The sequence below is a fragment of the Streptomyces sp. CB01373 genome (genome assembly GCF_002803075.1).
In the GTDB taxonomy this organism is placed as follows: domain Bacteria; phylum Actinomycetota; class Actinomycetes; order Streptomycetales; family Streptomycetaceae; genus Streptomyces.
In genome coordinates this window covers 406,321-432,629 of sequence record NZ_NNBK01000003.1, presented here as the reverse complement: position 1 = coordinate 432,629, position 26,309 = coordinate 406,321, and the positions used below count along the sequence as shown (strand labels likewise).

Below are 26,309 nucleotides of genomic sequence, written 5' to 3'. Positions count from 1 at the left end.
CGGCCGTCACCGGGCACGGAGGATGCCGTCGCGCAGACGGGCCAGGAGCATCGTGATCAGGCACGAGGACGTGACGTGGTGGGGCCGTGGCGGCGGCCGCGTACGGCGACGGCCGCGAGCAGCGCGAGGACGACGACGGAGAACCACGTCGTCGCGTCGGACAGGTTCATGGCGCTGCTGGCGGCGCCCAGGCCGACGGGAAGCAGCGCCAGGCCGAAGTAGGAGGCGAGGAACAGACCGGCCAGGGCCTCGCCGCGCCGGGCCGGCGCAGCCGCGTCGGCGACCTGTTCGACGGCGGACTTGAACAGCAGGCCGGCGCCCGCTCCGGCGATGATCCCGGCGAGCAGGAACAGAGGCAGGCTGACGAGGCGGATACCGGCCGGGAGGACGGCCATGCCCACGGCCTGGGCGAGCAGCCCGGCGTACCAGCGTGTGCGGGCGCGGAGCCGGCCGGTGCCCGTCTGGACAGCCGCCGCGGCCGCGAACACCGCGGAGACGACCAGTCCGGCGAGTGCCCGGGACGGGTGGTGCAGGGTGCCGCCGACGAAGCCGGGCACCACCGAGGTGAACAGGCCGAACACGGCCATGGAGGTGAAACCGGCCGCGGCGGGGGCGAGGAATCCGGGGTCGCGGAGGGCGGTCCCGGCCCGCTGCGGGTGGTAGGCGGGCCTGACCGCGGGCTTGGTGACGGTCTCGGGCATCAGCGCGACGGCGGCCGCCCCGGCCACCAGCAGCACGACGAAGACCGCGTACGGCAGCCGGAGCGGCGCACCGAAGTACTGGGCGAGCACTCCCGCGGCGACGGGCCCGAGGCCGAGTCCGCCGATATTGGCCGCGGTCGAAACGATCTCGAACCTCCGTGCCGAGGTGCCGGGCCGGTGGGCGCTGTGCAGCTCCTGGAGGTAGGCGGTGGCGGTCGCCGTCAGCATGCCGACGCCGAGACCGGTGACCAGCCGGGCTGCGAGCAGTACGGGCAGGGCCGTGGCGGACAGGAACAGGACGGCGGCGAGCAGTTCGAGTCCCAGCGCCGCCGCCATGACCTTCTTGCGGCCCAGCCAGTCCGATACGTGCCCGGCGAGCAGCAGGCTGATCAGCACTCCGACCGCGTAGACGGCGAACACGACGGTGACCGTGAACGTGGAGAACCCGTCGTGGGCCTTGTACACGGGATACAGCGGGGTGGGAACGGTGGAGAACGCCATGGCCGTCACGAACACCGCGGCGACCGTCCAGAACCCCGCCCCGTACCGGGCTACGGAGCCCGGGCGCACAGCCCCTCCGGTCCTCTCCTCGGACGCGCGGCCCGTACGCGGACCCGTCGACGTCAGCGGCATCGGAGAACTCCCATCCTCGACGGTGGATTCCGTCGGCGGTGGGGCCGGCCCGGCCCGTCGTTCACCGCCTGCTTGTGCCAACAGGCGAGCGGAGACGTTTTTTCCCCTGCGCGGGGATTGCGCGAAGAGTTTCCAAGAAGATGACTGTCCGTCCAGGAATCCTTGGCGGGCCACGTCGTCAGGCAGCGCCGTGCACCCGATGGCTGAGGTGCAGACCGCTGTGCGGCGCGGCGGTGCGCCGGATGGCGAGGAGGGCGGCGTCGTCGCCGAGAGCGCCGTCGGCGTGGGCGAGAAGATCCTGTTCCACGTGCTGCACCAGGGTCCTGGGGCCGCACCTGGCCCACTGGGCGATCCGTTCCTCCAGCGGGTAGAAGGCCCGACTGCTGTCGCGGGCCTCCACCACACCGTCGGTGTAGAGGAGCAGCGTGTCACCGGGCCGGAACGAGAAGGCGTGCGTGTCGTAGGCGCCCGGCCGCAGCCCCGACATGCCCAGCGGAGGCGCCGGGCGGGGACTCGTCAGCGAGACTACGTGCCCCTGCCTGATCAGGAAGGGCGGCGGGTGCCCGCAGTGGACGACCCGGGCCACGGGGCCGTGCTCGGGGATCTCCAGCAGCAGCGCGGTGATGAAGTGCTCCTGGACTTCCCCGTCGGCTTCCGGGAATTCGGTGAGGTACCGGCAGACACTGCGGTCCAGGGCCTCCGCGAGGGCGGGCAGCGTGGGGTGGTGGTGGGCGGCCTCCTGGAACGCGCCGAGCAGCGTGGCCGCCTCTCCGATCGCGGCCAGCCCTTTCCCCCGTACGTCACCGACGATCACCCGTGTACGGTCACCGGTGCGGGCCACCGCGTACAGGTCACCGCCGATGCACGCCTCCTTCTCGGCCGCCAGATACGAGCAGGCGATGTGCAGGCCGCCGAGATGGTCGGGCAGCGGGCGGAGCAGGGCTCTCTGGGCGGCCTCGGAGACGGACCGCACCTGGGCCAGTTCCGCCTTACGCCGGTCCCGGAAGAAGCACACGACCATGCAGAAGGCGGTGAGGATCGTGAGCGCGATGAGCTGCGAGATGTGGTTGGGGGCGGTCATTCCCCCGTGGAGCATGGCAAGCAGCACCTGCGCCCCCACCGCAAGGGCCCCGATCAGCCCGGTCAGCAGGTAGCCGCCGAACGAGGTGGTGAGGGCGGGGGCCACGACGAGCAGCGGGCCGAGGTGGACGGATTCCGGCGAGTGGATGTCCGCCAGGGTGATCGCGACGATCAGCACCAGCGGAATCGCCACCAAGGCGTGCCGCGACCGCCAAGGCTGCAGCGGCCGGGCGAGGCGCTGCCGGATGTGCATGGTTCCAATGTGCCCCATCCGCGTCGAACAGTTCCCCCCGGAGATCACCGCCATACTGGATAGTCGCGCGATCCGTTGTCCCGTTCATCCCGTGAGTGAGTGAATCGATGAAGATCTCGGAACTCAGCCGACGCAGTGGGGTGACCATCCCCACGATCAAGTACTACCTGCGGGACGGGCTGCTGCCCCCGGGCCACGCGACGGCCGCCAACCAGGCCGTCTACGACGAGGACCACCTGCGTCGGCTCCGGCTGATCCGCACCCTGATCAGCGTGCGGCACCTGTCGGTCAGCGCGACGAAGGAGATCCTGTCGGCGATCACGCACGAGGGCGACCTGCATCAGATCCTCGGGATCGTGATCAACGCCCGTCCCGCCGCGCTCACGGCCGAGGAGGAGCAGTCGCAGCAGCCCGCGCCGCCCGGCGCCGCCGACGCGCTCCGGCTGGTGGCCGAGATGGGGTGGGACGTGGAGGAGAAGACGTCCGCGATCGGGGAGCTGGGCGGCGTGCTGGCCGCCCTCGCCGACCTGGGGGCGGGCATCGACTGGCGGACGCTGCTGCCGTACGCCGAGCTGGTCGACAAGATGTCGAAGCTCGACCTGGAGCAGCTCAACGGCTTGTCCGGCCCGCTGGAGCAGGCCGAACGCGCCGTGGTGGTGACCGTCCTCCTGGAGCCCGCCCTGCTCGCCCTGCGCCGCCTCGCCCAGGAGGACAAGTCCGGGCGCCTGTTCGGAACCACCGCGTGCGGTCAGGAACTAGCGCGGCCGGAGGAGGGCGAGCCGGGCCACCACGGCCCCGGCCGGTCGAGCGACTGACCGGGGGCCCGTCAGGCGGCTGTGCTCACGCCGAGCGGTCTTGGGAGCGGCGGTCCCGCGAGGCGGCGCCCCGCCGCCGGTAGGCGCCCGGGCTGACGCCGAACTCGCGCTTGAAGGCGCGGTTGAAGGCGAACTCGGAGCGGTAGCCCACGCACTCGGCGACGCTCTGGAGCGGTGCGTCGTCGTTGCGGAGGATCCGTCCGGCCGTGGTCATCCGCCACCAGCTCGGTACGTCATCGGCGGGCGCCCGACGAGTTCGGTGAAGCGCCGGGAGAACGCGGCCCGGGACAGGCCGGCCCGCCGGCTCAGCCGCTCGACGGTCCAGGCCGTCGCGGGCTCGGCGTGCATGTGCTGGAGCGCGGAACCGACGGCCGGGTCGGCGAGCGCCGCGGCCCAGCCGCCCGAGCCGCACGGCGCGTGGTCCTGGTACCAGGTCCGCAGGATGTACAGCAGCATGGCGTCGAGCAGCGCCGGAATCGCCGCGTCGGTGCCGGGCCTGCGCTGGTCGAGTTCGTCCCCGAGCAGGTCGACGACGGCGTTGAGCGCGGCGTGCCGGCCCGGTCGAGCTGGTACGAGCCGCACATCAGGACGGTGAGCTCTTCGCCGGCGGTGACGGGGTCGGGCGCCGGTGTCCAGGAGTCGTCCATCTCCCGTGCCAAGTCGACGAGTTCGCTGCCTCCGAGGTCTCCCAAGTCCCCGCTGTGGTAGAGGTCCTCCACGAGCCGGAGTGCCTCCCGGGGGCCGTCGGGACGGGAAAGGCCGACGGCGGCCAGGAGCCGCCGGAGTCGGAGGGGCGTCGTCACCATGTCGCTCCGGGGAAAGGTGAGTTCAGCGCGCAGAGGCCGGGGGCCCGGCGTCGTGACGTTCACGGCCTCATGGAGTCGCCGCGCATACGCCCAAACTGCGCCGATCCCCCGCATATGAGGCTGACCTGTGTGTTCCTCCCGTGTGCCGGCGTCCGCCGGCACCCGCGGCCTCCCTCACCGTCCGTTCCCCGGCGGCCGGCGGTCGTCGGACGGCTCCGGGGGAAGCTGCGGGGCGGCCGGTCCGGAGGGACGATGGACGTGTCGGCCGGAACGGGCCGGACCAGCACGAGAGCCCCGCCGCGGTGGGCGGAAGGAGGGGTGACATGAGTGTCGCCGAATCCGTCCGGACCGACCTCGGACCGGTCGGGGGCTTCCCCTCGCTGCCGGGCGCGCTCCTGGACGTCCTGAATCTCGCCGCGGTGGTCCTGGACACGGACGGGAAGATCATCTGGTGGAGCCCGCAGGCGGAGCAGCTGTTCGGCTACACCGCGGAGGAGGCCCTGGGCCGGGCCGCGCGCCGGCTGCTGGTCGACGGCAAGCACCTGGAGCAGGTGACGGGCCTGTTCGCCAGAGTGAGGGCGCAGGAGGGGGCGGCGGGGGTCTTCCCCGCCCGGCACAAGGACGGCAGCACGCGGCTGATGGAGTGCCACAGCGTGCAGCTCCAGGGAGAGCGCGGTGAGCACTGCAGGCTCGGCGTGATCACGGAGCACGAGATCCTGCAACGCGTGCAACGGGACCTCGCCCTGTCCGCGCAGCTGATCGCCCAGTCCCCGATCGGGCTGGCGGTCCTGGACACCGACCTGCGGTACATCGTGGTCAACCCGGCCCTGGAGCGCATCAACGGAGTTCCTGCCCGGGACCATGTCGGCCGCACCGTCCGCCAGGTCCTCACCTTCCTGGACGCGGACCCCATCGAGTCCGCGATGCGGCAGGTGCTGACCACGGGCACACCGGTACTGGCCCAGGTCGTCGTCACCCCCACCCCTTCCGACCCCGGCCGGGACCACTCGTGGTCGGCCTCGTACTACCGGATGGAGGACGCCGCCGGGCGGGTGCTGGGCCTGGCCGTGTCGCTGGTGGACATCACCGAGCAGCATCTCGCGGCCACCGAGGCCATCGCGGCGCGGCAGCGCCTGGCCCGCATCGCCGACGCCTCCGCGCGCATCGGCACCACCCTCGATCTGGACACCACCGCCGGAGAACTGGCCGAGATGTGCGCGCCGGCCCTGGCGGACCTGGCCGCGGTCGACGTGCTCGACGCCGTTCTGGAGGGCAAGGGCCCCTCCAAGGTGCTTTCCGGCGGCGGCGACCTGCTCTTCCGCGCCCTCGCGGTGGCAGCGGCCTATCCCACACCCGCCACCGGCGCCGCCGACCGCGCCGGCCAGATCGCCCGCTACGGCCCCGACCGCCTGGTCACGCAGTGCGCGGCCTCCGGGCGCCCCCTCCTCGTCCCCCACGTGGACAGCGCGGACCTGGGGCGCATCGCCGCCGACCAGAACGCGGCCACGGTTCTCGCCCGCGCCGGCGTGCACTCCTATCTGGCGGTGCCCATGATCGTGCGCGGCCGGGTGCTCGGCGTCCTGGACCTGGCGCGCGCCCGCAACCCGGTCCCGTTCAACGGCGACGACGTACTCCTGGCCGTCGAACTGGCCGCCCGCGCCGCGGTGTGCATCGACCACGCGCTGTGGTATCAGCAGCAGCGGCAGACCGCCGAGACCCTCCAGCGCAGCCTGCTGCCGCTGCGACCGCCCCACCGGCCCGGCCTGGAGATCGCCTGCCGTTACCGGGCCGCCGGAGCCGCCTACGAGGTCGGCGGCGACTGGTACGACGTCGTCCCGCTGCCCGGCGGAAAGACCGCCCTGGTGATCGGCGACGTCATGGGCAGCGGCATCGACGCCGCCGCCACCATGGGCCAACTGCGCACCGCCACGCGCACCCTGGCCACGCTCGACCTCGACCCCGCCGCCCTCCTCCAGCACCTGGACCGCACCACCTCGGACCTCGATCACCGCTTCGCCACCTGCGTCTACGCCGTGCACGACCCGCACCAATCCCGCTGCCACCTCTCCTCCGCCGGCCATCTGCCGCCGGTCCTGATCCGCCGGGACCGCGCCCCCGCACTGCTGGACCTGCCCACCGGCGCGCCCCTCGGCGTGGGGGGCGTCCCCTTCAGGTCCACCTGCATCGCGCTGTCCCCCGGGGACCGGCTGGCGCTCTACACCGACGGCCTGGTCGAGGTCCGTGACCAGGCCCTCGACACCCGGCTCGAGGCGCTGCTCGACCGGCTTGCCGGTCCCCAGCCCCCGTTGGAGGACACCTGCGATCTGCTGCTGGACGCCTTGCACCACCCCGACTCCCACGACGACGTCGCGCTGCTGATCGCCCGCGTCCGCCAGGCCTGCCCCCAGTGACACGGACCGGCGAATGCCCAGCTCAGGCGGTACAGGGGTGGGGACAACCCCCCCGGTGGGCGGGGGCCCGGCCCCCCACGAGGCCTCCGGCTGACAGGCTGGTGGCGAGGGAACGGCCGCAGCCAGACTCGCCCGCATGACGATTTCCTCCGACGCCCCGGTCACGACCGCACCGGCCGCCGTGCGTGACCGCAGATCCCGCCCCGACGCCGGCAGCGACTTCGCCCGGCTGTCGCAGCGCATCACCGAGGCGGGTCTGCTGCGGCGGCGGCCCGGCTACTACACGGTGCGGCTCGGTCTGGTGATCGGGCTGCTGGCGGCGGGCTGGGCGGCCTTCGTCGCGCTGGGCGACACCTGGTGGCAACTGGCGGTCGCCGCCTTCATGGCCCTGATGTTCGGCCAGGTCGCCCTGGTGGCCCACGACTTGGCGCACCGGCAAGTGTTCCCGAAGCGTCACGCGAGCGCGATCTGGGGCCGGCTCTTCGGCAACCTCGGCATCGGCATGAGCTACGGCTGGTGGATGAACAAGCACACCCGCCACCATGCCAACCCCAACCATGAGGAACTCGACCCCGATGTCGCCCCGGACATCCTGGTGTGGTCCACCGAGCAGGCCCGCAACAGCAACGGCCCGGCCCGCTTCATCGGCGGCCATCAGGCGTTCCTGTTCTTCCCGCTGCTGACGCTGGAGGGCTTCAACCTGCATGTGGCGAGCGTGCGGGCGCTGCGCTCCCCGTCGATGAAGAGCCGCCTGCTGGAGGGCACTCTGCTCTTCCTGCACATGGCGGCCTACCTGTCCGCGCTGTTCCTGGTGCTCTCCCCCGGCAGGGCCGTGGCGTTCCTCGTCCTGCACCAGTGCCTGTTCGGTGTGTATCTCGGCTGCACGTTCGCCCCGAACCACAAGGGCATGCCCACCTTCACCGGCGACGACCGCCCCGACTTCCTGCGCCGCCAGGTGCTCACCTCCCGCAACGTGCGGGGCGGCCGGCTCACCGACGTGATGCTCGGCGGGCTCAACTACCAGATAGAGCACCACCTGTTCCCGAGCATGCCCACCCCTCATCTGCGACGGGCCCAGGTCGTCGTACGCGCGTACTGCGCGGAGATCGACGTGCCGTACCACGAGACGGGCCTGTTCCAGTCCTACCGCGAGGCACTCACCCACCTGCACCGGGTGGGCGAGCCCATCAGGCGTCGGCGCGAGGCGTCCTGACGGCAGGCGAACGGCGCTGCCCGGCCCCCCGCTCGACGCGCGGGGCCGGGCAGCGGTGACGTCCCGTCAGACGCCGAGCAGGTCCACGACGAAGATGAGCGTCGAACCCGGCGGGATCAGCGGGCTGGGCGACTGGTCGCCGTAGGCGAGGTGCGGGGGAATGATGAGCTCGCGTCGGCCGCCGACCCGCATCCCCTCGACACCCTGGTCCCAGCCCTTGATGACCCTGCCGCCCCCCAGCGGGAACCGGAAGGGCTGACCCCGGTTCCAGGAGGCGTCGAACTCTTCTCCGGACGCGAAGGTGACGCCGACGTAGTGGACCTCGACCATGCCGCCGGCCTTCGCCTCGGCTCCGTCCCCGACGACGATGTCCCTGATCTGCAAGTCGTCGGGAGCGTCGCCTCCGGGGAAGTCGACCTCGGGCTTCGTCAGGCTCATCGCAACCTCGTTTCTTTCGGCCGGAGATCTCCGTGCGGACGCACCGGCCATGATCACTCCGTGCAGTTACCCGCATACGCTACAAGGCCGCGGTGCGACGCGGCGGTCGGCGCGGCCCGTCAGGGGTGGACGGACCGCGCCGGGCCGGTCCTACTGCGCCGCCGTGAGCGCCTCCAGGGCACTGGCCTGGGTGCGCCAGTCCGACTGGTTCGGGCCGGTGCCCGCCCAGCGCTGGCCGAGCCGGTTCAGCGGGTCCCGGTCGGTGCGCCACAGGGAGTCGGCCTGCTTGGCGATGTACGCCCGGTAGGCCGCCGAGCCGGTGGCGTCCGCGAGGTCGGCCAGGTGCCGGACGAAGATGCCCTTGAACTGCTTCTGGTTGTCGTCGCACGCGCGGGTGCCGGTGTCGCAGGACTCGGTCAGCACCCCGTCGCGGGTCAGTTCCGGCGCCGACAGCGCGGCGTCGGCGAGGCGCCGGGCGGTGGTCAGGTACCGGCTCTCACCGGTGTCGCGCCAGAGCTGGGTGAAGGCGCCGATGGCCAGTCCCTGGTTGTAACTCCATACGGTCTGGCCGTTGTTGGCGCAGCCCGAGGTCAGTCCGTCGTTGACCAGGCCGGCGGCGTCGATCAGCCCGCTGTTCAGGTACCAGTCGGCCGCCGTACGCGCCCGGCCGCCCCACAGCGTGTCACCGGCGAGCCGTTGGTGCAGTGCCGTCGTCAGCCACAGGTACAGCCCGTTGGTCACCGCGTTCTTGTAGGTGCGCTCCCGGTCCCACCAGACACCGCCGCCGCAGGTGCCCGGGTCCCAGTACTGCTGGACGTAGGACGTGATGGTGACCGCCTCGTCCAGATAGCGCCGCTGATGGGTGTGGTCGTAGGCCGCCACCCAGGCCACCGCCCACCACGCCGCGTCGTCGATCGCCCGGCTGACGAAGTGCCCCTCGACCGGATCCGAACTGCGCCCGCCCGCGGGGAAGACGCCGTTGTTCTGTTCGAAGGTGCGCGCGACGGCCCAGTCGTAGTCGTGCCGCCCGGTGTGCTGGGCGAAGTCGACCAGCGCGGTGATCGCCACCGCCGAGTTCCACCAACTGCTCCGCCACCAGCCCTCGTTGGTCTGGTACGAGGCCATGAGCGCATCGGCCGCCGCGGCGGCCCGGGTGGGCACCGGCCTGGCCCACGCCGTGCAGCTGCCCTCCTGGTGGGCCGCCTCACGGCCGCAGGCGCGGACCGCTCCGCCGTAGAGCAGGCCGCGCGGGTCGCGGGTGGCGAACATGGCCGTCCGGGTGCCCGTCCGCCCGGACGGCACCGAGGTGCGGCCCAGGGAGGAGCCCTCGGGCCAGGTCGCGCCCTCGTCCCAGGAGCGGTCCAGCCAGATCTCGTCGCCCGCGCCGCCGTTGCCGATGACGCCCCAGGCCATGCCGCCTCGCTGGTCCATGTGCAGGCTTATGGCGCGCCCGAACAGGGTCGTCGCCGGCACCGGCTGCTCGTCGCCGGCCGCGGTGGCCGGGTCGGCACCGTCGCAGGAGGTGCCGTCGCAGACCTGCGGGCGGAACCAGTCGGTGCAGGTGACCGCGTTCGCGTCGCCGCAGGCCCGGACCCAGCCGCGCCTGTGTCCCACCGGATCGGTGACGTTGTACATGAGGGTGCGCGTCCCGGTCCAGGTGCCGGGGATGGCGGCCTTGCCCAGCAGTCCGTCCCAGGTGGCGCCCCGGTCCCAGGAGCGGTCCAGCCAGACCGCGTCACCGGTGACGCCGTTGTCGACACTGGCCCAGGCCATGTCGTCGGCCTCGGAGACATGCAGTCGAAGGATCCGGCCGCTGATGTTCCGGTCGGGGACCGGGAAGGTCTCCTGGGCCGCCTTGGCGGGGTCGAGGGTGTCGCAGGCCAGCGCGCACACCGGCGTCGCGGCCCGCGCTTCACAGGGCAGGGCGAGCAGCCCGGACAGGGCCAGCACCAGGGCCACCAGTCCGCAGAGTACGCGGTGTTGACTTACTGACATGTCGGTTCCGTCCTCTTCACGTCGGGGCGGTGGCCGGACTCAGGGGGCCCAGGGCGCCTCGATCGCCCAGGTGGTGTCCTCGGTGAAGGTGGCCGGGTTGTCCCAGGCGTGCGAACCGCCGGCCTGGGCCAGCCACAGTTCGGCGCTGATGTGCCGCAGGTACTGCCCGGGGAAGTTGGACGCCGCCAGCCGGACGCCGCTGCCGCTGCGGACCGGGCACCAGGTCGCGTCCTCCCGGTAGACGGTGTCGCCGCCGCCCTCGCGCCGGACGCGGAAGTCGCGGTGGCGCAGGTACTCGCCCGGGTAGTTGCGGGACTCGAAGGAGTAGCAGAGCCTGTTCGCCAGCCCCGGCGTCACCTTCCAGGTGGCGTCCTGCTTGAGCACCGTCCCGCTGCCCGCGTCCACGGCCTCCGTGTAGCCGAGCCCGTCGTAGTGCCGGACGTAGCGGTTGGTGTAGCCGCTGGTGGTGACGCGGATCGACACGTACTGCCCCACCGGCAGCCCGACCGGCGGGCCCGCCGTGCGGGAGGCCGCGATGAGTGCCTGGTTGGCGGCACGGACGCGGGCCTGGTCGACCTTGACGACCTGCCGGTCGTAGGTCATCAGGCCGTTGGTCTCGTTCTCGACGTCGGTGATCTGCGTGTAGACGGCCGCCGACAGCCCGGCCGCGGGCATGGAGTTCTCCCGCATTCCGTCCAGCAGCCCGACCAGCCGGTTGTTGAGGGCGGCCTGGCTCGGCTGGTCCTCGTAGCCCCAGCCGCCGCCGGGGTACCACTCATGGCCGGAGACCCGGTAGCCGAGGCCGCCGTACTCGCCGAGCACCGAGGCGCGCACCGTTTCGGCGGGGGTGTTGCCGGGGCCGACGTAGTTGTGGTTGTCGATCACGTCGCCGTTGCCGCCGTCCTTGGCCGCGCAGCAGTTGACGCCGCTCATGTTGTCGACCAGGCGGGAGGGGTCGTAGGCCTTGACCATGTCGGCGACGCGGGCCTGGTCGTACTGGCCCCATCCCTCGTTCTGGTCCACCCACTGGATGAGCGCGGGGGAGCTGCGGTGCTGGTCGATGATGGCGCGGTACTCGTTCTCCCACTGGGTGCGGGCCGCGCTGTCCGGGCTCTTGGAGCTGTCCATGGAGGGCATGTCCTGCCACACCAGCAGCCCGAGCCGGTCCGCCCAGTAGAACCAGCGCTGCGGTTCGACCTTGATGTGCTTGCGGACCATGTTGAAGCCGAGGTCCTTGTGTTTCTGGAGGTCGAACCGGAGGGCGTCGTCCGTTGGCGCGGTCTGGATGCCGTCCGGCCAGAAGCCCTGGTCCAGGGTGCCGGTCTGGAAGACGAACCGGCCGTTGAGGACCGGCCGGCGCACACCGTCGACGTCCTTGACGGCGATGGACCGCATACCGGCGTAACTGCCGACCCGGTCGCCGCCGGCGCCGCCGGTCAGCTCGGCGGTGACGTCGTAGAGGAAGGGGTCCTCGGGCGTCCACAGGTGGGCGCCGGACACGGGCACCGCGAACTCGGTGCCGACCGTGCCGGTGGCGCTGCCGACGGGCGTTCCGCCGGAGGAGACGGTGACCTTGACGCCCGCCCCGTCGGCTCCGGCGGCGCGCACGGTCACCCGCAGGGTGTTGTCCTCCAGGCGCGGCACCATGTCGAGCCGCGTGATACGGGCCGCCGCGGTGGGCTCCAGCCAGACGGTCTGCCAGATTCCCGACGAGGCGGTGTAGACGATGCTGTGCCCGGAGTGCGGGGTGACGTCCTGGATTCGCTGCTTGCCGATGGCCTGGCCGCCGGTCTCGGTCGGGTCGTACGCGGAGACGACGATCGTGTTGGTGCCGCCGTTGAGCAGGGGGGTGATGTCGTAGCTGAAGGCGTCGTAGCCGCCGCGGTGGACGGCTCCGGCCTGCTGTCCGTTCACCCGGACGGTGGTCTCCCAGTCGGAGGCGCCGAAGTTGAGCTGGACGCGGCGGCCGCTCCAGCCCGTGGGCACGGTGAAGGTGCGCCGGTACCAGAGCCGGTCGTTCTGGGTGATCTTGCGCTGGATACCGGAGAGCGCGGACTCGGGGACGAAGGGGACGCGGATCTGTTCACCGAAGACGGCGGGCTGTCCGGCGTCGCGGGAGGTGACCGCAAAGTCCCAGATGCCGTTGAGGTTGAGCCAGTCGGGGCGGGTGAGCTGCGGCCGGGGGTATTCCGGCAGCGGGGCGTCGACCGGGACCTGGTTGGTCCAGGGCGTCGTCATCGGCGCGGGTTTGGGGGCCCAGGCCGCGGTGGCGGCACGGCTCGGCGCCGCGCCGTCCACGACGAGCACGGCGGCGGCCACCACCAGAGCCGCGCCGCAGGCCGCCAGGCGCCGCAGGGCCTGCCGCGGGCGGGGGAACGGGAATTTCGAGGGGGTCAGGCGTCTCGCCACGGTTGTCACTCCCGTTGTGTGCTGTGGGGGGTTGATGCGCCAGCGCTGTCCCGTACATGACACTAGAAACGGCAGGTCGCCCCACTCCCGCGCGGCGGCGGAGGCCCGGACTCGCCGGAGGGGTTTCCCTGTCCGGGTCATGAGCCCGAATCCCGCCCGGTGCGGTGCGATGGGGTGCGATGCGGTGCAGGGGGACGTGGGCGGGCACGCTGTGAGAGCGCTCTCAAACGGTAGTGCTGAGCACAGGGGGCGTCAACGGGACTGACAGGCAACGGAGTTGAGGAACAGGCGACGAACATGAACGGACCGGCCCCAGCCGCGCGCGTTGTCGGACATCGGCTTCGGTTCGACCGGCTCGCCGCCGGGGCGGTGTGTCAGCGCGCGGTGACCGAATACGCGGCGAGCGCACGGTTGCCGCGCGGCTTCGCCAGGGCCCGGAGGACGTCGGCCTGACTCAGGACGAGCTGTCGCACCGGCTCGGGCAGCACGGCAAGGCGCTCCTGCGATCCGGCCAGTTCGAGGCATGCCGCGACTTCCCAGTCGCCGTCCTGAAGTTCTCCGGTGTCGACAGGACCGCTGCCGTCGGCCGTCCAGCCGGCCTCGGGCAGGAGCCGCAGCAACGCCTCACGGGAGAAGGGCGTGCGGACGTTGCCCTGGCCGCGCGAGCCCGCGGCCTCGATCTGGCCCTGGATCAGCACGGCGAGCAGGTGGGCCAGCTGCCCGTCGGAGGCCGGCGTCATGTCCCACTCGGTGAACCACAGCCGCCGCGCCCACGGACGCACCCGGACCAGGGTGTCCCGCAGTTGCCCGAGTGAGGCGAAGTACCAGGAGCAGTGTGCGAGCACCACGTGGTCGAAGGCGCCCTCGGGGAAGCCGACCGACGGGTCGAGAACGTCCGTGCCGAAGCGGAAGTCGATGCGCGGCCCGAGGGGGCCCGCCGTGAGCCGGGCCGCCGATTCCCCGAGCGTGACCGGCGCCCCGTAGGAGGGCTCGGCCACGTCGACGGCCACCACGCGCCCTGCAGGTCCGACCGCCTCGGCGAGCACGGCGGTCATGTCTCCCTGCCCGCAGCCCAGTTCGAGAACGGTCGAGCCGGGAGGGATGCGCCAGCCCGCCACCAGCGCGGCACGGTGGCGGGTCTGGGACAACTGGACGTCCGGGCTGTGCTCGGCGGCGGCCATGCCGGCCGCGAGCGAAGGGACTTTGGCGCGGAGATCGGAGTGGTTCACAAGATCCTTGGTGGTACTCGGCAGTGGTACTCGACGGTCGGTGCGCGCCGATCGTACGAGACACCGGGCGGTGGCGCCTCCGAGTTTGCGTGCCCCCGCGACCGCCTCCGTCGAGCACGAGCACGAGCAGCAGTGCGAGAGCCCTGCCGGTTCCTGTCGGACCGCAGGGCTCTCGCGCTGGTGCGTCATCGTGCGACGGTGCTGGGCCCTCAGCCGCCGGCCGGGGCCGCGCCGGCCGTCGCCGCCTGGTCGTCCAGGGTCGCTCCGGGCTTCGCGGCGGTGTCGCCACCGGCCGGGGCGTCGAAGCCCCGCAGCGGTACGTGGCGGATGAACAGGGCGATCAGCAGGCCCACGCAGGCCACCACGGCGCCCCAGGTGAAGACGGAGCTGACACCGTCGGTGACGGCCCGCTGGAACACCTGGCGGGCCGCCTCGGGCAGGCTCTTGAGCACCTCCGGCGTCATCTGCGACACCGAGGCCGAGCCACCGGAGCCCGCCGCCATGCCGCCGTGGGAGACGACGGAGTCGGTGAGGGTGGTGGCGTAGACCGAGCCCAGCAGCGAGACACCCAGGGAGCCGCCCATGTTGCGCAGGAAGGTGGCGGCGCCGGTGGCGGCACCCATGTCCTTCAGCGGGGCGTTGTTCTGCGCGATCAGCATGGTGGTCTGCATCAGGCAGCCCATGCCGGCACCGAGGACGACCATGTACAGCGAGGTGACGGTGCGGGAGGTGCCGGTGTCCATGGTGGCGAACAGGCCGAGACCGACGGCCATCAGGACACTGCCGGCGATCGGCAGGCTGCGGTAGCGGCCGGTGCGGCTGATCACGGCACCGCCGGCCAGCGAGAGTACCATCGAGGAGAGCATCATCGGCATCAGCAGCAGGCCGCTGTTGGTGGCGGAGGAGCCCTGCACGAACTGCTGGAACTGCGGCAGGAAGGTCACTCCGCCGAAGAGGGCGAAGCCGACGATGAAGCTGAGCGCCCCGGCCAGGGAGAAGTTGCGGTTGCCGAAGACAGACAGCGGCATGATCGGCTCAGCGGCACGGCGTTCGACGAGCACGAAGGCGGCGAAGGCCACCACGGTGAGCACCGCCAGGCCGATGATCATCGCCGAGGACCAGTCGTACTCGTTGCCGCCCCAGCTGGTGATCAGGACCAGCGCGGTGATCCAGACGGTGAGCAGGGCGGCCCCGGTCCAGTCGATGCGCACCCGGCCGGTGCCGCGCGGCAGCCTGGCCAGGGTGAACCAGCACACCAGCAGCGCGACCACGCCGAGCGGCAGGTTGACGTAGAAGGCCCAGCGCCAGCTGAGGTGGTCGGTGATGTAACCGCCGGCCAGCGGACCGCCGATCATGGCGACCGGCATCACGGCCATCATCACGCCCTGGTACTTCCCGCGCTCACGCGGCGGCACGATCTCGGCCACCACCGCCATGACGCCCACCATCAGGCCGCCCGCGCCCAGGCCCTGGAGCGCACGGAAGCCGACCAGCTCCCCCATGTTCTGCGACATGCCGCACAGCGCCGAGCCGATGAGGAAGATCACGATGGAGGACAGGAAGGTGATCCGGCGGCCGAGCAGGTCGCCGAGCTTGCCCCATATGGGAGTGGCGGCGGTGGAGGCCAGGATGTAGCCGGTGGTCACCCATGCCAGGTGATTGAGCCCGCCCAGGTCGCCCACGATCGTCGGCAGGGCGGGAGCCACGATCATGTTGTCGAGCATGGCCAGCAGCAGCGCGATGACCAGACCGCTCATCGTCACCATGATCTCGCGGTGGGTGAAGCGGGGCGGTGACTCCTGGTCGGGATGGGCTGCGGTCGACGACATGGGACTGCCTTTCTTGAAAGCTGGAGTTCTGGCAGGTGGCGGGCCGCACGTGGCACACCGCCCCCAGCGCCCGCGAAGACGGACGGTGAACGGGGAGAACCTCGCTCCGGGTGGTGGCCCGATGAGGGCCGAGGAGCGGAGGTGTGCGACAGCGTCGACCGACGAAGGGTCACCTACCGGCCGTTAAGTAAATTACTTGCCGGACGGTAAGCTGGCAAGCGAGATCCCGGGCGACGGCGATCGGTCGGGCGCGGCACAGCAGGAAGAAGGCGGATGGAGATGGCGGGCGCGGGACACCGGCGAGGCAGCGACACCAAGGCCGAGATCCGCAAGGTGGCCCTGGAACTGTTCGCCGCCCAGAGCTACGACGCCACCTCCCTGAGGGAGATCGCCGAGCGCCTGGGCATCACCAAGGCAGCGCTGTACTACCACTTCGACGGCAAGGAAGACATCGTCCGCTCGCTGTTCACCGAACATCTGGCGGCCCTCGACGACCTGGTCGAATGGGCCCGCACGCAGCCTCCCGGCCCACGACTGCGCGCGCAGGTCATCGACCGGATGATCGACCTGATCTCCCAGCAGGGCCTGCAGGCCATCCGGTTCGCCTTCGCCAACCAGCACGTCGTCAAGGAACTGCATCCCGGCCGGGAGAACGTCTTCGAGCGGCTCACCGCCCTCTTCGAAGCCCTCACCGGCCCGGACGCCTCCGTGGAGGAGGCGCTGCGCATCCGCATGGCCCTGTTCAGCGTCAACCTCGCCTTCTTCGCGGCCCAGGGACTGGACGCGACCGACGAGCAGGTCACCGCCGCCGCCCGCGACGTCGCCCATCTGCTGAACCCGCCGGACGCCGCTCCCTTCCCGCCATCGGCCGACCGCGTCGCGGACGCGGATCCCGTCTGATCCCGTCCGATTCCGCCCGCTCCCCCGGGCCGGCCGGCGCCGTACGCCCGCTCGCGTACGGGGGTCAGCTCCGCGCCGGTGCCGACAGGCGGTGCAGGCGCAGGGCGAGCTGGATCTCCAGGGCACGGGCCGGGGTCTGCCAGTCCTGGCCCAGCAGCCGGCCGACGCGCTCCAGGCGCTGGGCCACGGTGTTCACATGGACGTGCAGCGCGTCCTTGGTGCGGGCCGGGCTCATGCCGCGGGCGAAGTACGCCTCCAGCGTGCGTATGAGCTCCGTGCCGCGCCGCTCGTCGTAGGCGACGACCGGGCCGACGGTGCGGTCCACGAAGCCGGCGATGTCCCGGTCGCCGGCCAGCAGCAGGCCGAGGAAGCCGAAGTCCTGGGCGGCGGCGCCGTCGCCGGTGCGGCCCAGCAGCCGCAGGGCGTCGAGACAGCGCCGCCCCTCCTCGTAGGCGGCGGCGACGGACTCGGGGTGGGCGGCGGGGTTCTCGACCGGGGCGGAGGCGCCCACGGTGACCGCCTCGCGCACCGTGGTGCCGAGGTGACGGGCGGTGCGTCGGGCCAGCTGGGTCGCGCTGTCCCCGCGGCGAAGCGGCAGCAGCAGGACCGTGCCGCCGTCGCGGGCGGCGGCCAGTCCGTGCCGGGTCGCGGCCAGGTGGAAGGCCGCCGACCACAGACGGTGGCGGGCGGCGGCCTCCTGCTCGGCGTCGGCGGACGGGGCGCCGAGGCAGGCGGCGAGCACGACGTGTGTGGCGTCGAGGTCGGCGTGCAGCCGGGCGGCGCGCTCGCGCAGCAGCCGGGGATCGCGGTCGCGGGCGTCCAGGAGGTCGTCGAGCAGTTCGCCTCGGACGCGCTGTTCGGCCTCGGCGGCGGACCGCCGGGCGAGCAGCAGCAGCGAGGTGACCATCGCGGCTCGCTCCAGCGTGCGCTGGTCGACGGGGTCGAGGCCGCGGTGGCCGCGCAGCACGAGCGCCCCGAGCAGTTCGCCGCCCGCGGCGACGGCGGCGATCCAGTCCGGGCCGTGCGGCACCGCGTGTCCCTCGGCCCGGGAGGCCTCCAGGGCGTCGGCGGGTGCGGCGGCGGCCTCGGTGAACTCGACGGCGCCGTCGAGCACCTGGGAGACGGCGGCGGCCACGTCGTGCACTCCGCCGCCGCGCAGAACCAGTTCGGCGAGCCGGTCGTGGACGTCCGAGGCGCGCTCGATGACGCCGCTGCGGTCGCGGATGATCTCGTTGGCGCGCTCCAGGCCGGCGAGTGCCGAGCGGGTCTCGGTGAGCAGGTTGGCGCTGTCGATCGCCGCCGCGGCGAGGGCGGCGAAGGAGCCGAGCAGGGCGATCTGCTCCCGTTCGAAGACGCGGGCCCGCCGGTCGGCCGCGAACAGCACGCCGATCACCTGCGGTCCGAGCATGAGCGGCACGCCGAGGATCGCGACCAGGCCCTCGTCCCGCACGCCCGCGTCGATGCTTCCGGTGTGCTGGAAGCGTGCGTCCTTGAAGTAGTCGTCGGTGACGTAGGGGCGGGCCGTCTGCGCGACCAGGCCGCCCAGCCCCTCCCCCATGCCCAGGCGCAGTTGCTGGAAGGCGGCGGCCACCGAGCCCTCGGTGACGCGCATATAGGTGTCGCCGCGTGCGGGGTCGTTGAGGGTGAGGTAGGCGACGTCCGTGCCGAGCAGCGAGCGGGCGCGCTGCACGATGGCCGGGAGCACCGCGTCCAGGTCGCGCAGGCCGGCCAGATCGTGGGCGGTCTCGAACAGCGCCGACAGCTCCGCCTCGCGGCGCCGCCGGCCCTCCAGTTCCGCACGGACGCGCAGGGCGTGCTGTCTGGCCCGTTCGAGCGCGTCGATCCACTCGGCCGGCCGGCCCTCGGCGCGGGCGAGCAGCACGGGCTGTTCGTAGGCGGCGGTGGGCGCGCCCCGGGCCAGCAGCTCGAGAAACGGGGTCTCGGCGCTGCCGGCCGGAATCCTGGCGGCGGGTCGCCGGGCGGACTGCACGTGATCGCTGGACATGCCCACAGGATCACCCATCGGCCGGTTCTCCGCTGGAGCCTGTGGACAACCCGGCCGCGAAGTGGAACCGGGGCGGCCGGTCAGTGGGCCGGGCGGCCGTTCAGTGTGCGGTCCAGCCGCCGTCCAGGACCAGCGAGGTACCGGTGGCGAAGGAGGCCTGTGGGCCGCACAGGTACGCCACGGCCTCGGCGACCTCCTCCGGTTCGAGCAGTCGTTTGACGGCGCTGTCCTTCAACAGGACCTCGGACAGCACGCGTTCCTCGGAGATGCCGTGGGCCCGCGCCTGGTCGGCGACCTGCGCCTCGACCAGGGGCGTGCGCACGTAGCCGGGGTTGACGCAGTTGGAGGTGACGCCGTGCGGGGCGCCTTCGAGGGCGGTGGTCTTGGACAGTCCCTCCAGGCCGTGCTTGGCGGCCACGTAGGCCGACTTGTAGGCGGAGGCGCGCAGGCCGTGCACCGAGGAAATGTTGACGATCCGGCCCCACCCCTGACCGTACATGTGCGGCAGGGCGCCGCGGATGAGCCGGAAGGGCGCCTCCAGCATCACGGTGAGCACGGTGTGGAAGACCTCGGGCGGGAACTCCTCGATGGGGCGCACGAGTTGCAGCCCGGCGTTGTTGACGAGCACATCGGTGCCCGCGGCCGCCCGCTCGGCGGCGTCGAGGTCGGTGAGGTCGAGCACCAGCGGTTCCAGGGAGCCGGCCAGCCCGCCCGCCCGTTCGGCGAGCGCGTCCAGGCCCGGCGCGTCCCGGTCGACGGCTCTGACCCTCGCCCCGGCGGCGGCCAGCCGCAGCGCGCAGGCGCGGCCGATGCCGCCGGCGGCGCCGGTGACGAGCGCGGTGCGGCCGCCGAGGTCGAGCGAGGGGGTGTGCGGAGCGGGGAGCGGCGAGGTCATGGGGTGACCCTAGGCAGGTCGCCCGCCGCACCACATATGGGCACGGCCCATACTTCAGGCCAATTCAATGGGGTCGAACCACGTGGGTGCATCGGACATGGCCTGCTTGATCCGGAACACGCTGAACTCGTCCAGGTCGGGCAGCGAGTCCACCGCGAACCAGCCCACCTCCAGCGACTCGTCGTCGTTGACCCGTGCCTCGCCGCCCACGGCACGGCAGCGGAAGGTGATGTCCATGTACTGGCAGACGTCGCCGTTGCCGTAGGTGACGGGCTCCAGCGCCTGGACGAGGACCACCCGCTCGACGACGCAGTGCACCGCGGTCTCCTCGTGGACCTCCCGCACGGCGCAGGCGGCCGGCTGCTCGCCCGGGTCCGGGATGCCGCCGATCACCGACCACCTGCCGGTGTCGGAGCGGCGGCCCAGCAGCACTCTGCCGTCGTCGTCGAAGACGATGGCGGTGACTCCGGGCAGCCACAGCAACTGGCTGCCGGCCGAGGCCCGGAGCGTACGGATGAAGTCGGGAATGGCCATGGAGCCGACCCTAACGGGCGGGCGCCCGGGGCCTTGGCCCGGTCCGGGGCATCCGGGGGGCGTACGTCCGGCGTACGGTTACACGTGCCGGGCGCGCCACCCGCGCAGTCCGGCGCGCCCCACGAGCCAGGAACGCCACCCGCGCGGTCCAGGGCGCCACACTTTCCGGGCACGCCCCCCGCAGTCCGGCGCTACACGGTCCCGGCGCGTCGCCGACGCAGTCCGGCGCCGACGGCCCAGCCCAGCCCTCCGGCCGCGACCAGTACCAGGGCGATCTCCGGCAGAGTGCCCAGCCGGGTGGCGGGCGTCTCGGAGGAGCGCAGTGGCACCTTCTGGACCAGGTAGCCGGGCACGAACATGCCGGTCTTCTGCGTGATCCGCCCGTCGGGCATGATGATCGCGCTGACGCCGCTGGTCACCGGGACGGTGACGGTGCGGCTGTGCTCGACCGCGCGGATCCGGGACATGGCGAGCTGCTGGTAGGTCATCTCGCTGCGGTCGAAGGTCGCGTTGTTGCTCGGTACGGAGATCATCTGCGCGCCGGACGTGACGGTGTCGCGCACGGCCCAGTCGAAGGCCGCCTCGTAGCAGGTGGCCAGGCCCACCTTCGTGCCGTCGATGGTGAACACACCCGGCCTGGTGCCCCGGCTGAAGTCCTGCCGGACCATCGACGTCCAGTTCTTGTTGATCGCCCCGAGCAGGGGGCGCAGCGGAAGGTACTCGCCGAAGGGCTGGATCTGCCGTTTGTCGTACGTCTGGACGGGGCCCTTGGCCGGATCCCACAGGATCTGCTCGTTGAACAGTTCGCCGCCCCGCTCCACGACGCCGCCGACGGAGACCGGCACCCCGACCTCCTTGGCGGCCATGCTGATCACGGCACTCGCGTCGGGGTTGACGAAGGGGTCGATGTCGGAGGAGTTCTCCGGCCAGAGCACGAAGTCCGGCTTGGGGGCCTTGCCCGCCTTCACCGCCTGGGCCAGCCGCTCCGTCTCACGCGCGTGGTAGTCGAGGACCGCGCGCCGCTGGGCGTTGAACTCCAGGCCCGCCCGGGGCACGTTGCCCTGGATGAGGGCGACGGTCGCCGTGCCGGTCTCGGCCTTGTCGCTCACCAGCGGCCGGGCGGCCACCGCGCCCGCCACCGGGACGGCGACGCTCAGCAGGGCCGCGGCCGCGGCCGGACCCCGTACCGCGTCTCCGCGCCGCCTCCGCACCGCAAGGCGCACGGCCTCGCACAGACCGAAGCCGCACAGGGCGACCGCGAAGCCCAGCACCGGGGTGCCGCCCACCGCGGCCAGCGGCAGGAACACGCCGTCGGCCTGCCCGAAGGCGATCTTGCCCCAGGGGAAGCCGTGGAACGGTACGCGTGCGCGTACCGCCTCGCCTGCGGTCCACAGGGCCGCCGCCCACAGCGGCCAGAGGGGCAGCCGGGACACGGCCGCGACACCCGCTCCCACCAGCCCGACGAAGACCGCCTCGACGGCGGCGAGCGCCAGCCACGGACCGGGGCCGACCTCCACGCCGGTCCACACCAGCAGCGGCAGCAGGAATCCGAGGCCGAAGAGGTAGCCGAGGCCGAGGGCCGCCTTCCAGGTGCGTCCGCGCAGCGCCCCGCCGAAGACCGCGAGGGCGGGCAGGGCCAGCCACCACAGGGGGCGCGGAGGGAAGCTGAGGTAGAGCAGGACGCCGGACAGGGCGGAAGCGGCGGCGGGCACGAGCCGGAGGAGCCTCGCCCTCCGGGGCGCGGGCGCGGTTTGCGGTCGCAGCGGGTCCGACGCGTCGACGGAAGTTGCGGTGACGGTCACTCCGGGAGTGTACGGCCGGTCGTCCTCGCCGTTCCGATCAGGCCGGTCGTCGTCCTCGTGCTGGTCAGGCCGGTCAGGCACGTCCGGAGGACGAGGGGTGCAGGCGGTCCCTGATCACGTGCACCGCCGTCTCGGCGTTGTCGATCGTGATCGTGAACGTATGGCCGTCCCACAGGCGCAGCACGACGCCCTCGCCGCGTCGTACGACGACCGCGGTGCCCTTCTCGGGCCGCCACCGGTAGCCCCAGCCGCCCCAGTGGCGCGGGGTGACATGGGGGGCGAACTCGGCGCCCGCGACATGGGCGAGCGGGATGCGGCGGCGCGGCAGGCCGATGTGCCCGCAGCGCACCTCCAGGCACTCGTGGTCGACCCGCACGGCGACGTGCACGAAGGCGAGGGTGCCGAAGAGGACCAGCAGTCCGGCCGCGATGCAGCCCACGACGGACATCACCAGCGGGGCGACGCCCGAGTTCCAGGCGGAGTCGACGGCCAGCTCGATGCCCAGTGCCATGCAGGCGGCGCCGACGAGCGCCAGCAGCCACTGCATCCGGTTGGTGGCCCGTCCGGTCCACACCTCGGAATGGGAACTGTTCTCGGGGTGGTCCCTCATACCCATGAGGTTACTCAGGTTTCGCTGCGCCGGTAGCGCGTCGCGCAGAGTGACCGGACCGGGCGGCCGTTCTGGACGGACGAGTCCGGTGGCCCGCCCGGGTCAGCGGACGGGGGCGGCCTGCTGGAGGAGGCGGCCCTCCGCGTAGGCCAGGGCCGGGGCGGGCAGGGCGCCCTCCCGTCCGTTCAGCAGCACGGTCACCCGGCCCTCGGTCCCGGCCTCCGGTTCGGGCCGGGCGCCGATCCGGCGCAGCGCCTGGGCGACGACGGCGCCCGCCGAGCCGAGCAGGGCCGGCGGCGGGCCGTCCGGTCGCCGGACCGCGGCCCGGATCCGCTCGGAGACCAGTTCGTAGTGGGTGCAGCCCAGGACGACGGTCGTCACGTCGACGGGGGTGAGTGCGGCGGCCGCGGCGACGGCCTCGTCGATCGCCGTCTGGTCCGCGTGCTCCACGGCCTCGGCGAGGCCCCAGCAGGGCACCTCGGTGACCGGCACGCCGTCGGCGAAGTCGCGGATGAGGTTCCGCTGGTAGGCGCTGCCGGTGGTGGCGGGCGTCGCCCAGATGGCGACGGGCCCGCCGCCGGCCGCGGCCGGTTTGATCGCCGGCACCGTGCCGATGACCGGCAGGTCCGGTTCCAGGGAGGCGCGCAGGGCGGTGAGCGCGTGCACGGTCGCGGTGTTGCAGCCGACGATCAGGGCGTCCGGGCTGTGCGCGGCGGCGGCCTCGGCGACGGCCAGGGCGCGCTCGGTCAGGTTCTCCGGCGTACGCGCGCCCCACGGCATGCCCGCGGGATCCAGGGAGAGCACGAGTTCCGCGTCGGGGCGCAGCCGCCGTACCGCGGCCGCGGCCGCCAGCAGCCCGATTCCGGAGTCCATGAGCGCGATCTTCACCCGGTCACGATAGTCGATCCCCTCGAACCGGCCGCCCGGGTGGGGCAGACTGCGCGGGTGAGCGTGATCGAGTGGAGTGCCGTCGGATCACTCGCCGCCTGGCTGTGGCTGCTGCTCTGCCAGGGCTTCTTCTGGCGTACGGACGTCAGGCTCCCGCCCCGTGAGGACCCGCCGCCCGACGACTGGCCGTCGGTGTGCGTCGTCGTTCCCGCGCGGGACGAGGCCGCCGTCCTGCCGGAGAGCCTGCCCTCCCTGCTCGCCCAGGACTACCCGGGCCGCGCGGAGGTCTTCCTGATCGACGACGGCAGCCGCGACGGCACCGGGGAGCTGGCCCGCGAACTGGCTCGGCGCCACGGCGGGCTGCCGCTGACCGTGGCCTCACCGGGTGAGCCGCCCTCCGGCTGGACGGGCAAGCTGTGGGCGGTACGGCACGGCATCGGCCTGGCACGCGCGCGTGGCCCCGCCTACCTCCTGCTGACGGACGCCGACATCGCCCATGCGCCGGACAGCCTGCGCGAGCTGGTGGCGGCGGCGCGCACCGGCGGCTTCGACCTCGTCTCGCAGATGGCCCGGCTGCGGGCGGAGAGCCGGTGGGAGCGGCTCGTGGTGCCGGCCTTCGTCTATTTCTTCGCGCAGCTGTACCCGTTCCGCCGGATCGGCCGCCGCGGCGCGCGGACGGCGGCGGCCGCGGGCGGTTGTGTGCTGCTGCGCGCCGAGGCCGCCGAGCGGGCGCGGATCCCGGACGCGATCCGGCAGGCGGTGATCGACGACGTGGCCCTCGCCCGGGCCGTCAAGGCGGGCGGCGGCCACATCTGGCTGGGGCTGGCCGAGCGGGTGGACAGTGTGCGCCCCTATCCGCGGCTGCGTGACCTGTGGCGGATGGTCTCGCGCAGCGCCTACGCGCAGCTGCGCCACAACCCGCTGCTGCTGCTCGGCACGGTCGCCGGGCTGGCACTGGTGTACCTGGTGCCGCCGGTGGCCCTGGCCGTGGGCCTGGCGGCGGGCGACGCGGTGACGGCGCTCGCCGGCGGTGCGGCCTGGCTGGTGATGACGGCGACGTACGTCCCGATGCTCCGTCACTACCGGCAGCGGTTGTGGCGCGCTCCCCTGCTGCCGTTCACCGCGTTCCTCTATCTGCTGATGACGGTCGACTCGGCGGTGCAGCACTACCGGGGCCGCGGTGCGGCCTGGAAGGGCCGCACGTACGCGCGTCCGGACGCCGTGCCCGACGAGGGGTGAGCCGACGCCCGTTCACTTGCGGCCGGGGGTCCAGTTCATGCCCCAGCCGTAGGCGCGGTCGATGGTGCGCTGCGGGCTCACCCCGCGTTCGGTCACCAGGTAGCGGGCCTCCCGCTGGACCACGAGGTCGCCGCCGGTGTTGGTGATCAGGGCGAGGGCGCACACCGTCGAGGGCACCGTGCACTCGTCGAGGGAGAAGTCGACGGGGGCGCCGTGCTGCGGCTGGAGGGTGACCGTGGCGTGCAGGTCGGCGAACGAGCGGGCACCCTCGTAGATGGTCACGAAGACGAGGATGCGGCGGAAGTCGCCGCTGCGGTCGAGGTTGATGGTGAGGTTCTCACCGTCGGCGGCGGCGCCGGTGCGGTCGTCGCCGTCGAGGTGGATGTACGGCGGCCGGTGCAGCGCGCCGAAGGCGTTGCCGAGGGCCTGGACGACGCCCTTGCGGCCGTCCGACAGCTCGTAGAGGGCGCACAGGTCGAGGTCGAGGTCCCTGTGCATGGCGGCCGCCCGGCCGCGCTTGCCGCCCCAGCCGGAGAACTGTTTGCGCACCTGCCAGTTGAGGTTCACGCGCATGGCGCCCCCGGTTCCGCCCTGCTTGGCCAGCGACACCGAGGGGGCCGCCTTGGTGAGCGTCACCTTGCTCAGGCGGACCGGGGCGGCGGCGGGCGCGGGCGTGACAGGCGCGGGTGCGGGGGATGCGGGCATCGCGGGCGCGGGAGTGCCGGAGGCCGGCAGGGTGACCGGGGCCGCGGCCGGTGGCGGCAGGGGAACCGGCGGGCCGACCGGCGGCGGGGGCGTGGCCGGGAAGGGGGCCGGCGCGGGTGGCGGCGCCATGACGGGTGCCCGCGGGGCCGGCGCCGGGGGCGGCGGCGTGTGCTGGGGCTCGTCCACGGTGATGCCGAAGTCCGTGGCCAGGCCCTCTAGTCCGCTGCCGTAGCCCTGCCCCACGGCCCGGAACTTCCAGGCGCCCTGGCGGCGGTAGAACTCACCGAGCACGAACGCGGTCTCCACGGTCGCGCCGGTGCTGTCGAACCGCGCGGCCACCGTCCCCCCGGCGGCGTCCCGTACCTCGACGTGGAGGCCGGGCACCTGTCCGAAGGTGCCGCCGTCCGCGGAGGCGGCGAGCACCACCTTCTCGATCGAGGGCTCCACGCGGGCGAGGTCGACGAGCAGGGTGTCGGTCACCTGGTCGCCGAGGGTGTCCTTGCCCTCGTACCGGACCGCGCCGGAGGGGTGGGCCGGCTGGTTGTAGAAGACGAAGTCCGCGTCGGACCGTACCTTTCCGCCCGCCAGCAACAGCGCCGAGACGTCCGCGTCGGGAACGCCCGGACCGCGGCGCCAGCCCACCTCGACGCGCAGGGCGGTGGCGGGCACCGGCGTGTTCGACCCCTTCGGCATGGACATCCTTCGCCCCCATCACGTGTCGGACAGGCCGTGCCCGGCAGTCCGTCGGCTCGCTACCCGACCAACCTAGTCCCGGTCCCGCCGAACTCCCATGGCAAGGACCGGAACACGCTGGCCGACCGCCGGTAACCCGGCCTCAAGATCGGCCCATACACCATTCAGGCATCACCTGATGCCCCTTTTTAGCCAAGTTCGCTCAGATTGGCGACCTCACGTCACC

The 26,309-nt window shown here is 72.6% G+C and carries 21 protein-coding genes; 5 read left to right on the top strand and 16 right to left on the bottom strand.

Annotated elements, in window-relative coordinates:
- Window positions 1-56 precede the first annotated feature (56 nt).
- Entirely contained in the window at window positions 57-1,271 is a 1,215-nt protein-coding gene (locus CG719_RS06735; protein ID WP_234375464.1) for an MFS transporter, read from the bottom strand.
- 241 nt (window positions 1,272-1,512) lie between these two features.
- A complete protein-coding gene (locus CG719_RS06730) occupies window positions 1,513-2,667 on the bottom strand; it encodes a PP2C family protein-serine/threonine phosphatase (RefSeq protein WP_199836541.1) in 1,155 nt (384 codons plus the stop codon).
- A 107-nt stretch (window positions 2,668-2,774) separates the two neighbouring features.
- Between CG719_RS06730 and CG719_RS06725 the strand changes: the two genes are divergently transcribed.
- Window positions 2,775-3,482, top strand: coding sequence for a MerR family transcriptional regulator (locus tag CG719_RS06725; protein WP_100567546.1), 708 nt, complete (start codon window positions 2,775-2,777; stop codon window positions 3,480-3,482).
- 25 nt (window positions 3,483-3,507) lie between these two features.
- On the opposite strand, the gene CG719_RS35770 is transcribed toward CG719_RS06725, so the two are convergent.
- On the bottom strand, window positions 3,508-3,696 hold the full coding sequence (locus CG719_RS35770; RefSeq protein ID WP_199836540.1) for a helix-turn-helix domain-containing protein: 189 nt from the start codon (window positions 3,694-3,696) through the stop codon (window positions 3,508-3,510).
- On the bottom strand, window positions 3,693-4,118 hold the full coding sequence (locus CG719_RS35765) for a cupin domain-containing protein (protein WP_442802715.1): 426 nt from the start codon (window positions 4,116-4,118) through the stop codon (window positions 3,693-3,695). The genes CG719_RS35770 and CG719_RS35765 overlap by 4 nt, the downstream gene beginning before the upstream one ends.
- A gap of 493 nt (window positions 4,119-4,611) precedes the next feature.
- Between CG719_RS35765 and CG719_RS06715 the strand changes: the two genes are divergently transcribed.
- Window positions 4,612-6,699, top strand: a complete 2,088-nt coding sequence (locus tag CG719_RS06715; protein WP_100567545.1) for a SpoIIE family protein phosphatase — start codon at window positions 4,612-4,614, stop codon at window positions 6,697-6,699.
- A 136-nt stretch (window positions 6,700-6,835) separates the two neighbouring features.
- Window positions 6,836-7,912: a fatty acid desaturase family protein gene (locus CG719_RS06710; protein ID WP_100567544.1), complete on the top strand. Its 1,077-nt coding sequence runs from the start codon at window positions 6,836-6,838 to the stop codon at window positions 7,910-7,912.
- Between the two features lie 66 nt (window positions 7,913-7,978).
- On the opposite strand, the gene CG719_RS06705 is transcribed toward CG719_RS06710, so the two are convergent.
- From CG719_RS06705 to CG719_RS06685, 5 genes are all read right to left on the bottom strand, one after another.
- Window positions 7,979-8,350, bottom strand: a complete 372-nt coding sequence (locus CG719_RS06705; protein ID WP_100567543.1) for an FKBP-type peptidyl-prolyl cis-trans isomerase — start codon at window positions 8,348-8,350, stop codon at window positions 7,979-7,981.
- A gap of 150 nt (window positions 8,351-8,500) precedes the next feature.
- Window positions 8,501-10,345, bottom strand: a complete 1,845-nt coding sequence (locus CG719_RS06700; RefSeq protein ID WP_100567542.1) for a glycoside hydrolase family 76 protein — start codon at window positions 10,343-10,345, stop codon at window positions 8,501-8,503.
- A gap of 39 nt (window positions 10,346-10,384) precedes the next feature.
- Window positions 10,385-12,691 (bottom strand): AbfB domain-containing protein, encoded by a 2,307-nt coding sequence (locus tag CG719_RS06695; RefSeq protein ID WP_442802714.1) that lies wholly within the window; start codon window positions 12,689-12,691, stop codon window positions 10,385-10,387.
- A 437-nt stretch (window positions 12,692-13,128) separates the two neighbouring features.
- Entirely contained in the window at window positions 13,129-13,983 is an 855-nt protein-coding gene (locus CG719_RS06690; RefSeq protein WP_100567541.1) for a class I SAM-dependent methyltransferase, read from the bottom strand.
- A gap of 209 nt (window positions 13,984-14,192) precedes the next feature.
- Window positions 14,193-15,812, bottom strand: coding sequence for an MDR family MFS transporter (locus CG719_RS06685; protein WP_234375463.1), 1,620 nt, complete (start codon window positions 15,810-15,812; stop codon window positions 14,193-14,195).
- A gap of 279 nt (window positions 15,813-16,091) precedes the next feature.
- Between CG719_RS06685 and CG719_RS06680 the strand changes: the two genes are divergently transcribed.
- On the top strand, window positions 16,092-16,712 hold the full coding sequence (locus CG719_RS06680; RefSeq protein WP_100567622.1) for a TetR/AcrR family transcriptional regulator: 621 nt from the start codon (window positions 16,092-16,094) through the stop codon (window positions 16,710-16,712).
- A gap of 64 nt (window positions 16,713-16,776) precedes the next feature.
- On the opposite strand, the gene CG719_RS06675 is transcribed toward CG719_RS06680, so the two are convergent.
- The 6 genes from CG719_RS06675 to CG719_RS06650 all read right to left on the bottom strand — a co-directional run bounded on the left by CG719_RS06675 (window position 16,777) and on the right by CG719_RS06650 (window position 23,446).
- Window positions 16,777-18,717 (bottom strand): helix-turn-helix domain-containing protein, encoded by a 1,941-nt coding sequence (locus tag CG719_RS06675; RefSeq protein ID WP_100567540.1) that lies wholly within the window; start codon window positions 18,715-18,717, stop codon window positions 16,777-16,779.
- Window positions 18,718-18,817: 100 nt separating this feature from the next.
- Window positions 18,818-19,612, bottom strand: a complete 795-nt coding sequence (locus tag CG719_RS06670) for a 3-hydroxybutyrate dehydrogenase (RefSeq protein WP_100567539.1) — start codon at window positions 19,610-19,612, stop codon at window positions 18,818-18,820.
- Between the two features lie 54 nt (window positions 19,613-19,666).
- The gene (locus CG719_RS06665; protein WP_100567538.1) at window positions 19,667-20,146 is read right to left on the bottom strand and encodes an NUDIX hydrolase; all 480 of its coding nucleotides are present in this window, start codon (window positions 20,144-20,146) and stop codon (window positions 19,667-19,669) included.
- Between the two features lie 191 nt (window positions 20,147-20,337).
- The gene (gene lnt, locus CG719_RS06660; RefSeq protein ID WP_100567621.1) at window positions 20,338-21,948 is read right to left on the bottom strand and encodes an apolipoprotein N-acyltransferase; all 1,611 of its coding nucleotides are present in this window, start codon (window positions 21,946-21,948) and stop codon (window positions 20,338-20,340) included.
- A gap of 73 nt (window positions 21,949-22,021) precedes the next feature.
- Window positions 22,022-22,558: a hypothetical protein gene (locus tag CG719_RS06655; RefSeq protein WP_100567620.1), complete on the bottom strand. Its 537-nt coding sequence runs from the start codon at window positions 22,556-22,558 to the stop codon at window positions 22,022-22,024.
- A gap of 102 nt (window positions 22,559-22,660) precedes the next feature.
- Complete coding sequence (locus tag CG719_RS06650; protein WP_100567537.1) at window positions 22,661-23,446, bottom strand: glutamate racemase; 786 nt, start codon at window positions 23,444-23,446, stop codon at window positions 22,661-22,663.
- A gap of 39 nt (window positions 23,447-23,485) precedes the next feature.
- Between CG719_RS06650 and CG719_RS06645 the strand changes: the two genes are divergently transcribed.
- The gene (locus CG719_RS06645; protein ID WP_100567536.1) at window positions 23,486-24,685 is read left to right on the top strand and encodes a glycosyltransferase; all 1,200 of its coding nucleotides are present in this window, start codon (window positions 23,486-23,488) and stop codon (window positions 24,683-24,685) included.
- Between the two features lie 12 nt (window positions 24,686-24,697).
- On the opposite strand, the gene CG719_RS06640 is transcribed toward CG719_RS06645, so the two are convergent.
- On the bottom strand, window positions 24,698-26,083 hold the full coding sequence (locus CG719_RS06640; protein ID WP_100567535.1) for a TerD family protein: 1,386 nt from the start codon (window positions 26,081-26,083) through the stop codon (window positions 24,698-24,700).
- Between the last annotated feature and the right edge of the window lie 226 nt (window positions 26,084-26,309).

Excerpts from the sequence above, each read along its gene's own strand:
- CG719_RS06730 (WP_199836541.1), bottom strand. The coding sequence starts at position 2,667 with ATGCACATCCGGCAGCGCCTCGCCCGGCCGCTGCAGCCTTGGCGGTCG.
- CG719_RS06725 (WP_100567546.1), top strand. The coding sequence starts at position 2,775 with ATGAAGATCTCGGAACTCAGCCGACGCAGTGGGGTGACCATCCCCACG.
- CG719_RS35770 (WP_199836540.1), bottom strand. The coding sequence starts at position 3,696 with ATGACCACGGCCGGACGGATCCTCCGCAACGACGACGCACCGCTCCAG.
- CG719_RS06715 (WP_100567545.1), top strand. The coding sequence starts at position 4,612 with ATGAGTGTCGCCGAATCCGTCCGGACCGACCTCGGACCGGTCGGGGGC.
- CG719_RS06710 (WP_100567544.1), top strand. The coding sequence starts at position 6,836 with ATGACGATTTCCTCCGACGCCCCGGTCACGACCGCACCGGCCGCCGTG.
- CG719_RS06705 (WP_100567543.1), bottom strand. The coding sequence starts at position 8,350 with ATGAGCCTGACGAAGCCCGAGGTCGACTTCCCCGGAGGCGACGCTCCC.
- CG719_RS06700 (WP_100567542.1), bottom strand. The coding sequence starts at position 10,345 with ATGTCAGTAAGTCAACACCGCGTACTCTGCGGACTGGTGGCCCTGGTG.
- CG719_RS06685 (WP_234375463.1), bottom strand. The coding sequence starts at position 15,812 with ATGTCGTCGACCGCAGCCCATCCCGACCAGGAGTCACCGCCCCGCTTC.
- CG719_RS06680 (WP_100567622.1), top strand. The coding sequence starts at position 16,092 with ATGGCGGGCGCGGGACACCGGCGAGGCAGCGACACCAAGGCCGAGATC.
- CG719_RS06675 (WP_100567540.1), bottom strand. The coding sequence starts at position 18,717 with ATGTCCAGCGATCACGTGCAGTCCGCCCGGCGACCCGCCGCCAGGATT.
- CG719_RS06670 (WP_100567539.1), bottom strand. The coding sequence starts at position 19,612 with ATGACCTCGCCGCTCCCCGCTCCGCACACCCCCTCGCTCGACCTCGGC.
- CG719_RS06665 (WP_100567538.1), bottom strand. The coding sequence starts at position 20,146 with ATGGCCATTCCCGACTTCATCCGTACGCTCCGGGCCTCGGCCGGCAGC.
- CG719_RS06655 (WP_100567620.1), bottom strand. The coding sequence starts at position 22,558 with ATGAGGGACCACCCCGAGAACAGTTCCCATTCCGAGGTGTGGACCGGA.
- CG719_RS06640 (WP_100567535.1), bottom strand. The coding sequence starts at position 26,083 with ATGCCGAAGGGGTCGAACACGCCGGTGCCCGCCACCGCCCTGCGCGTC.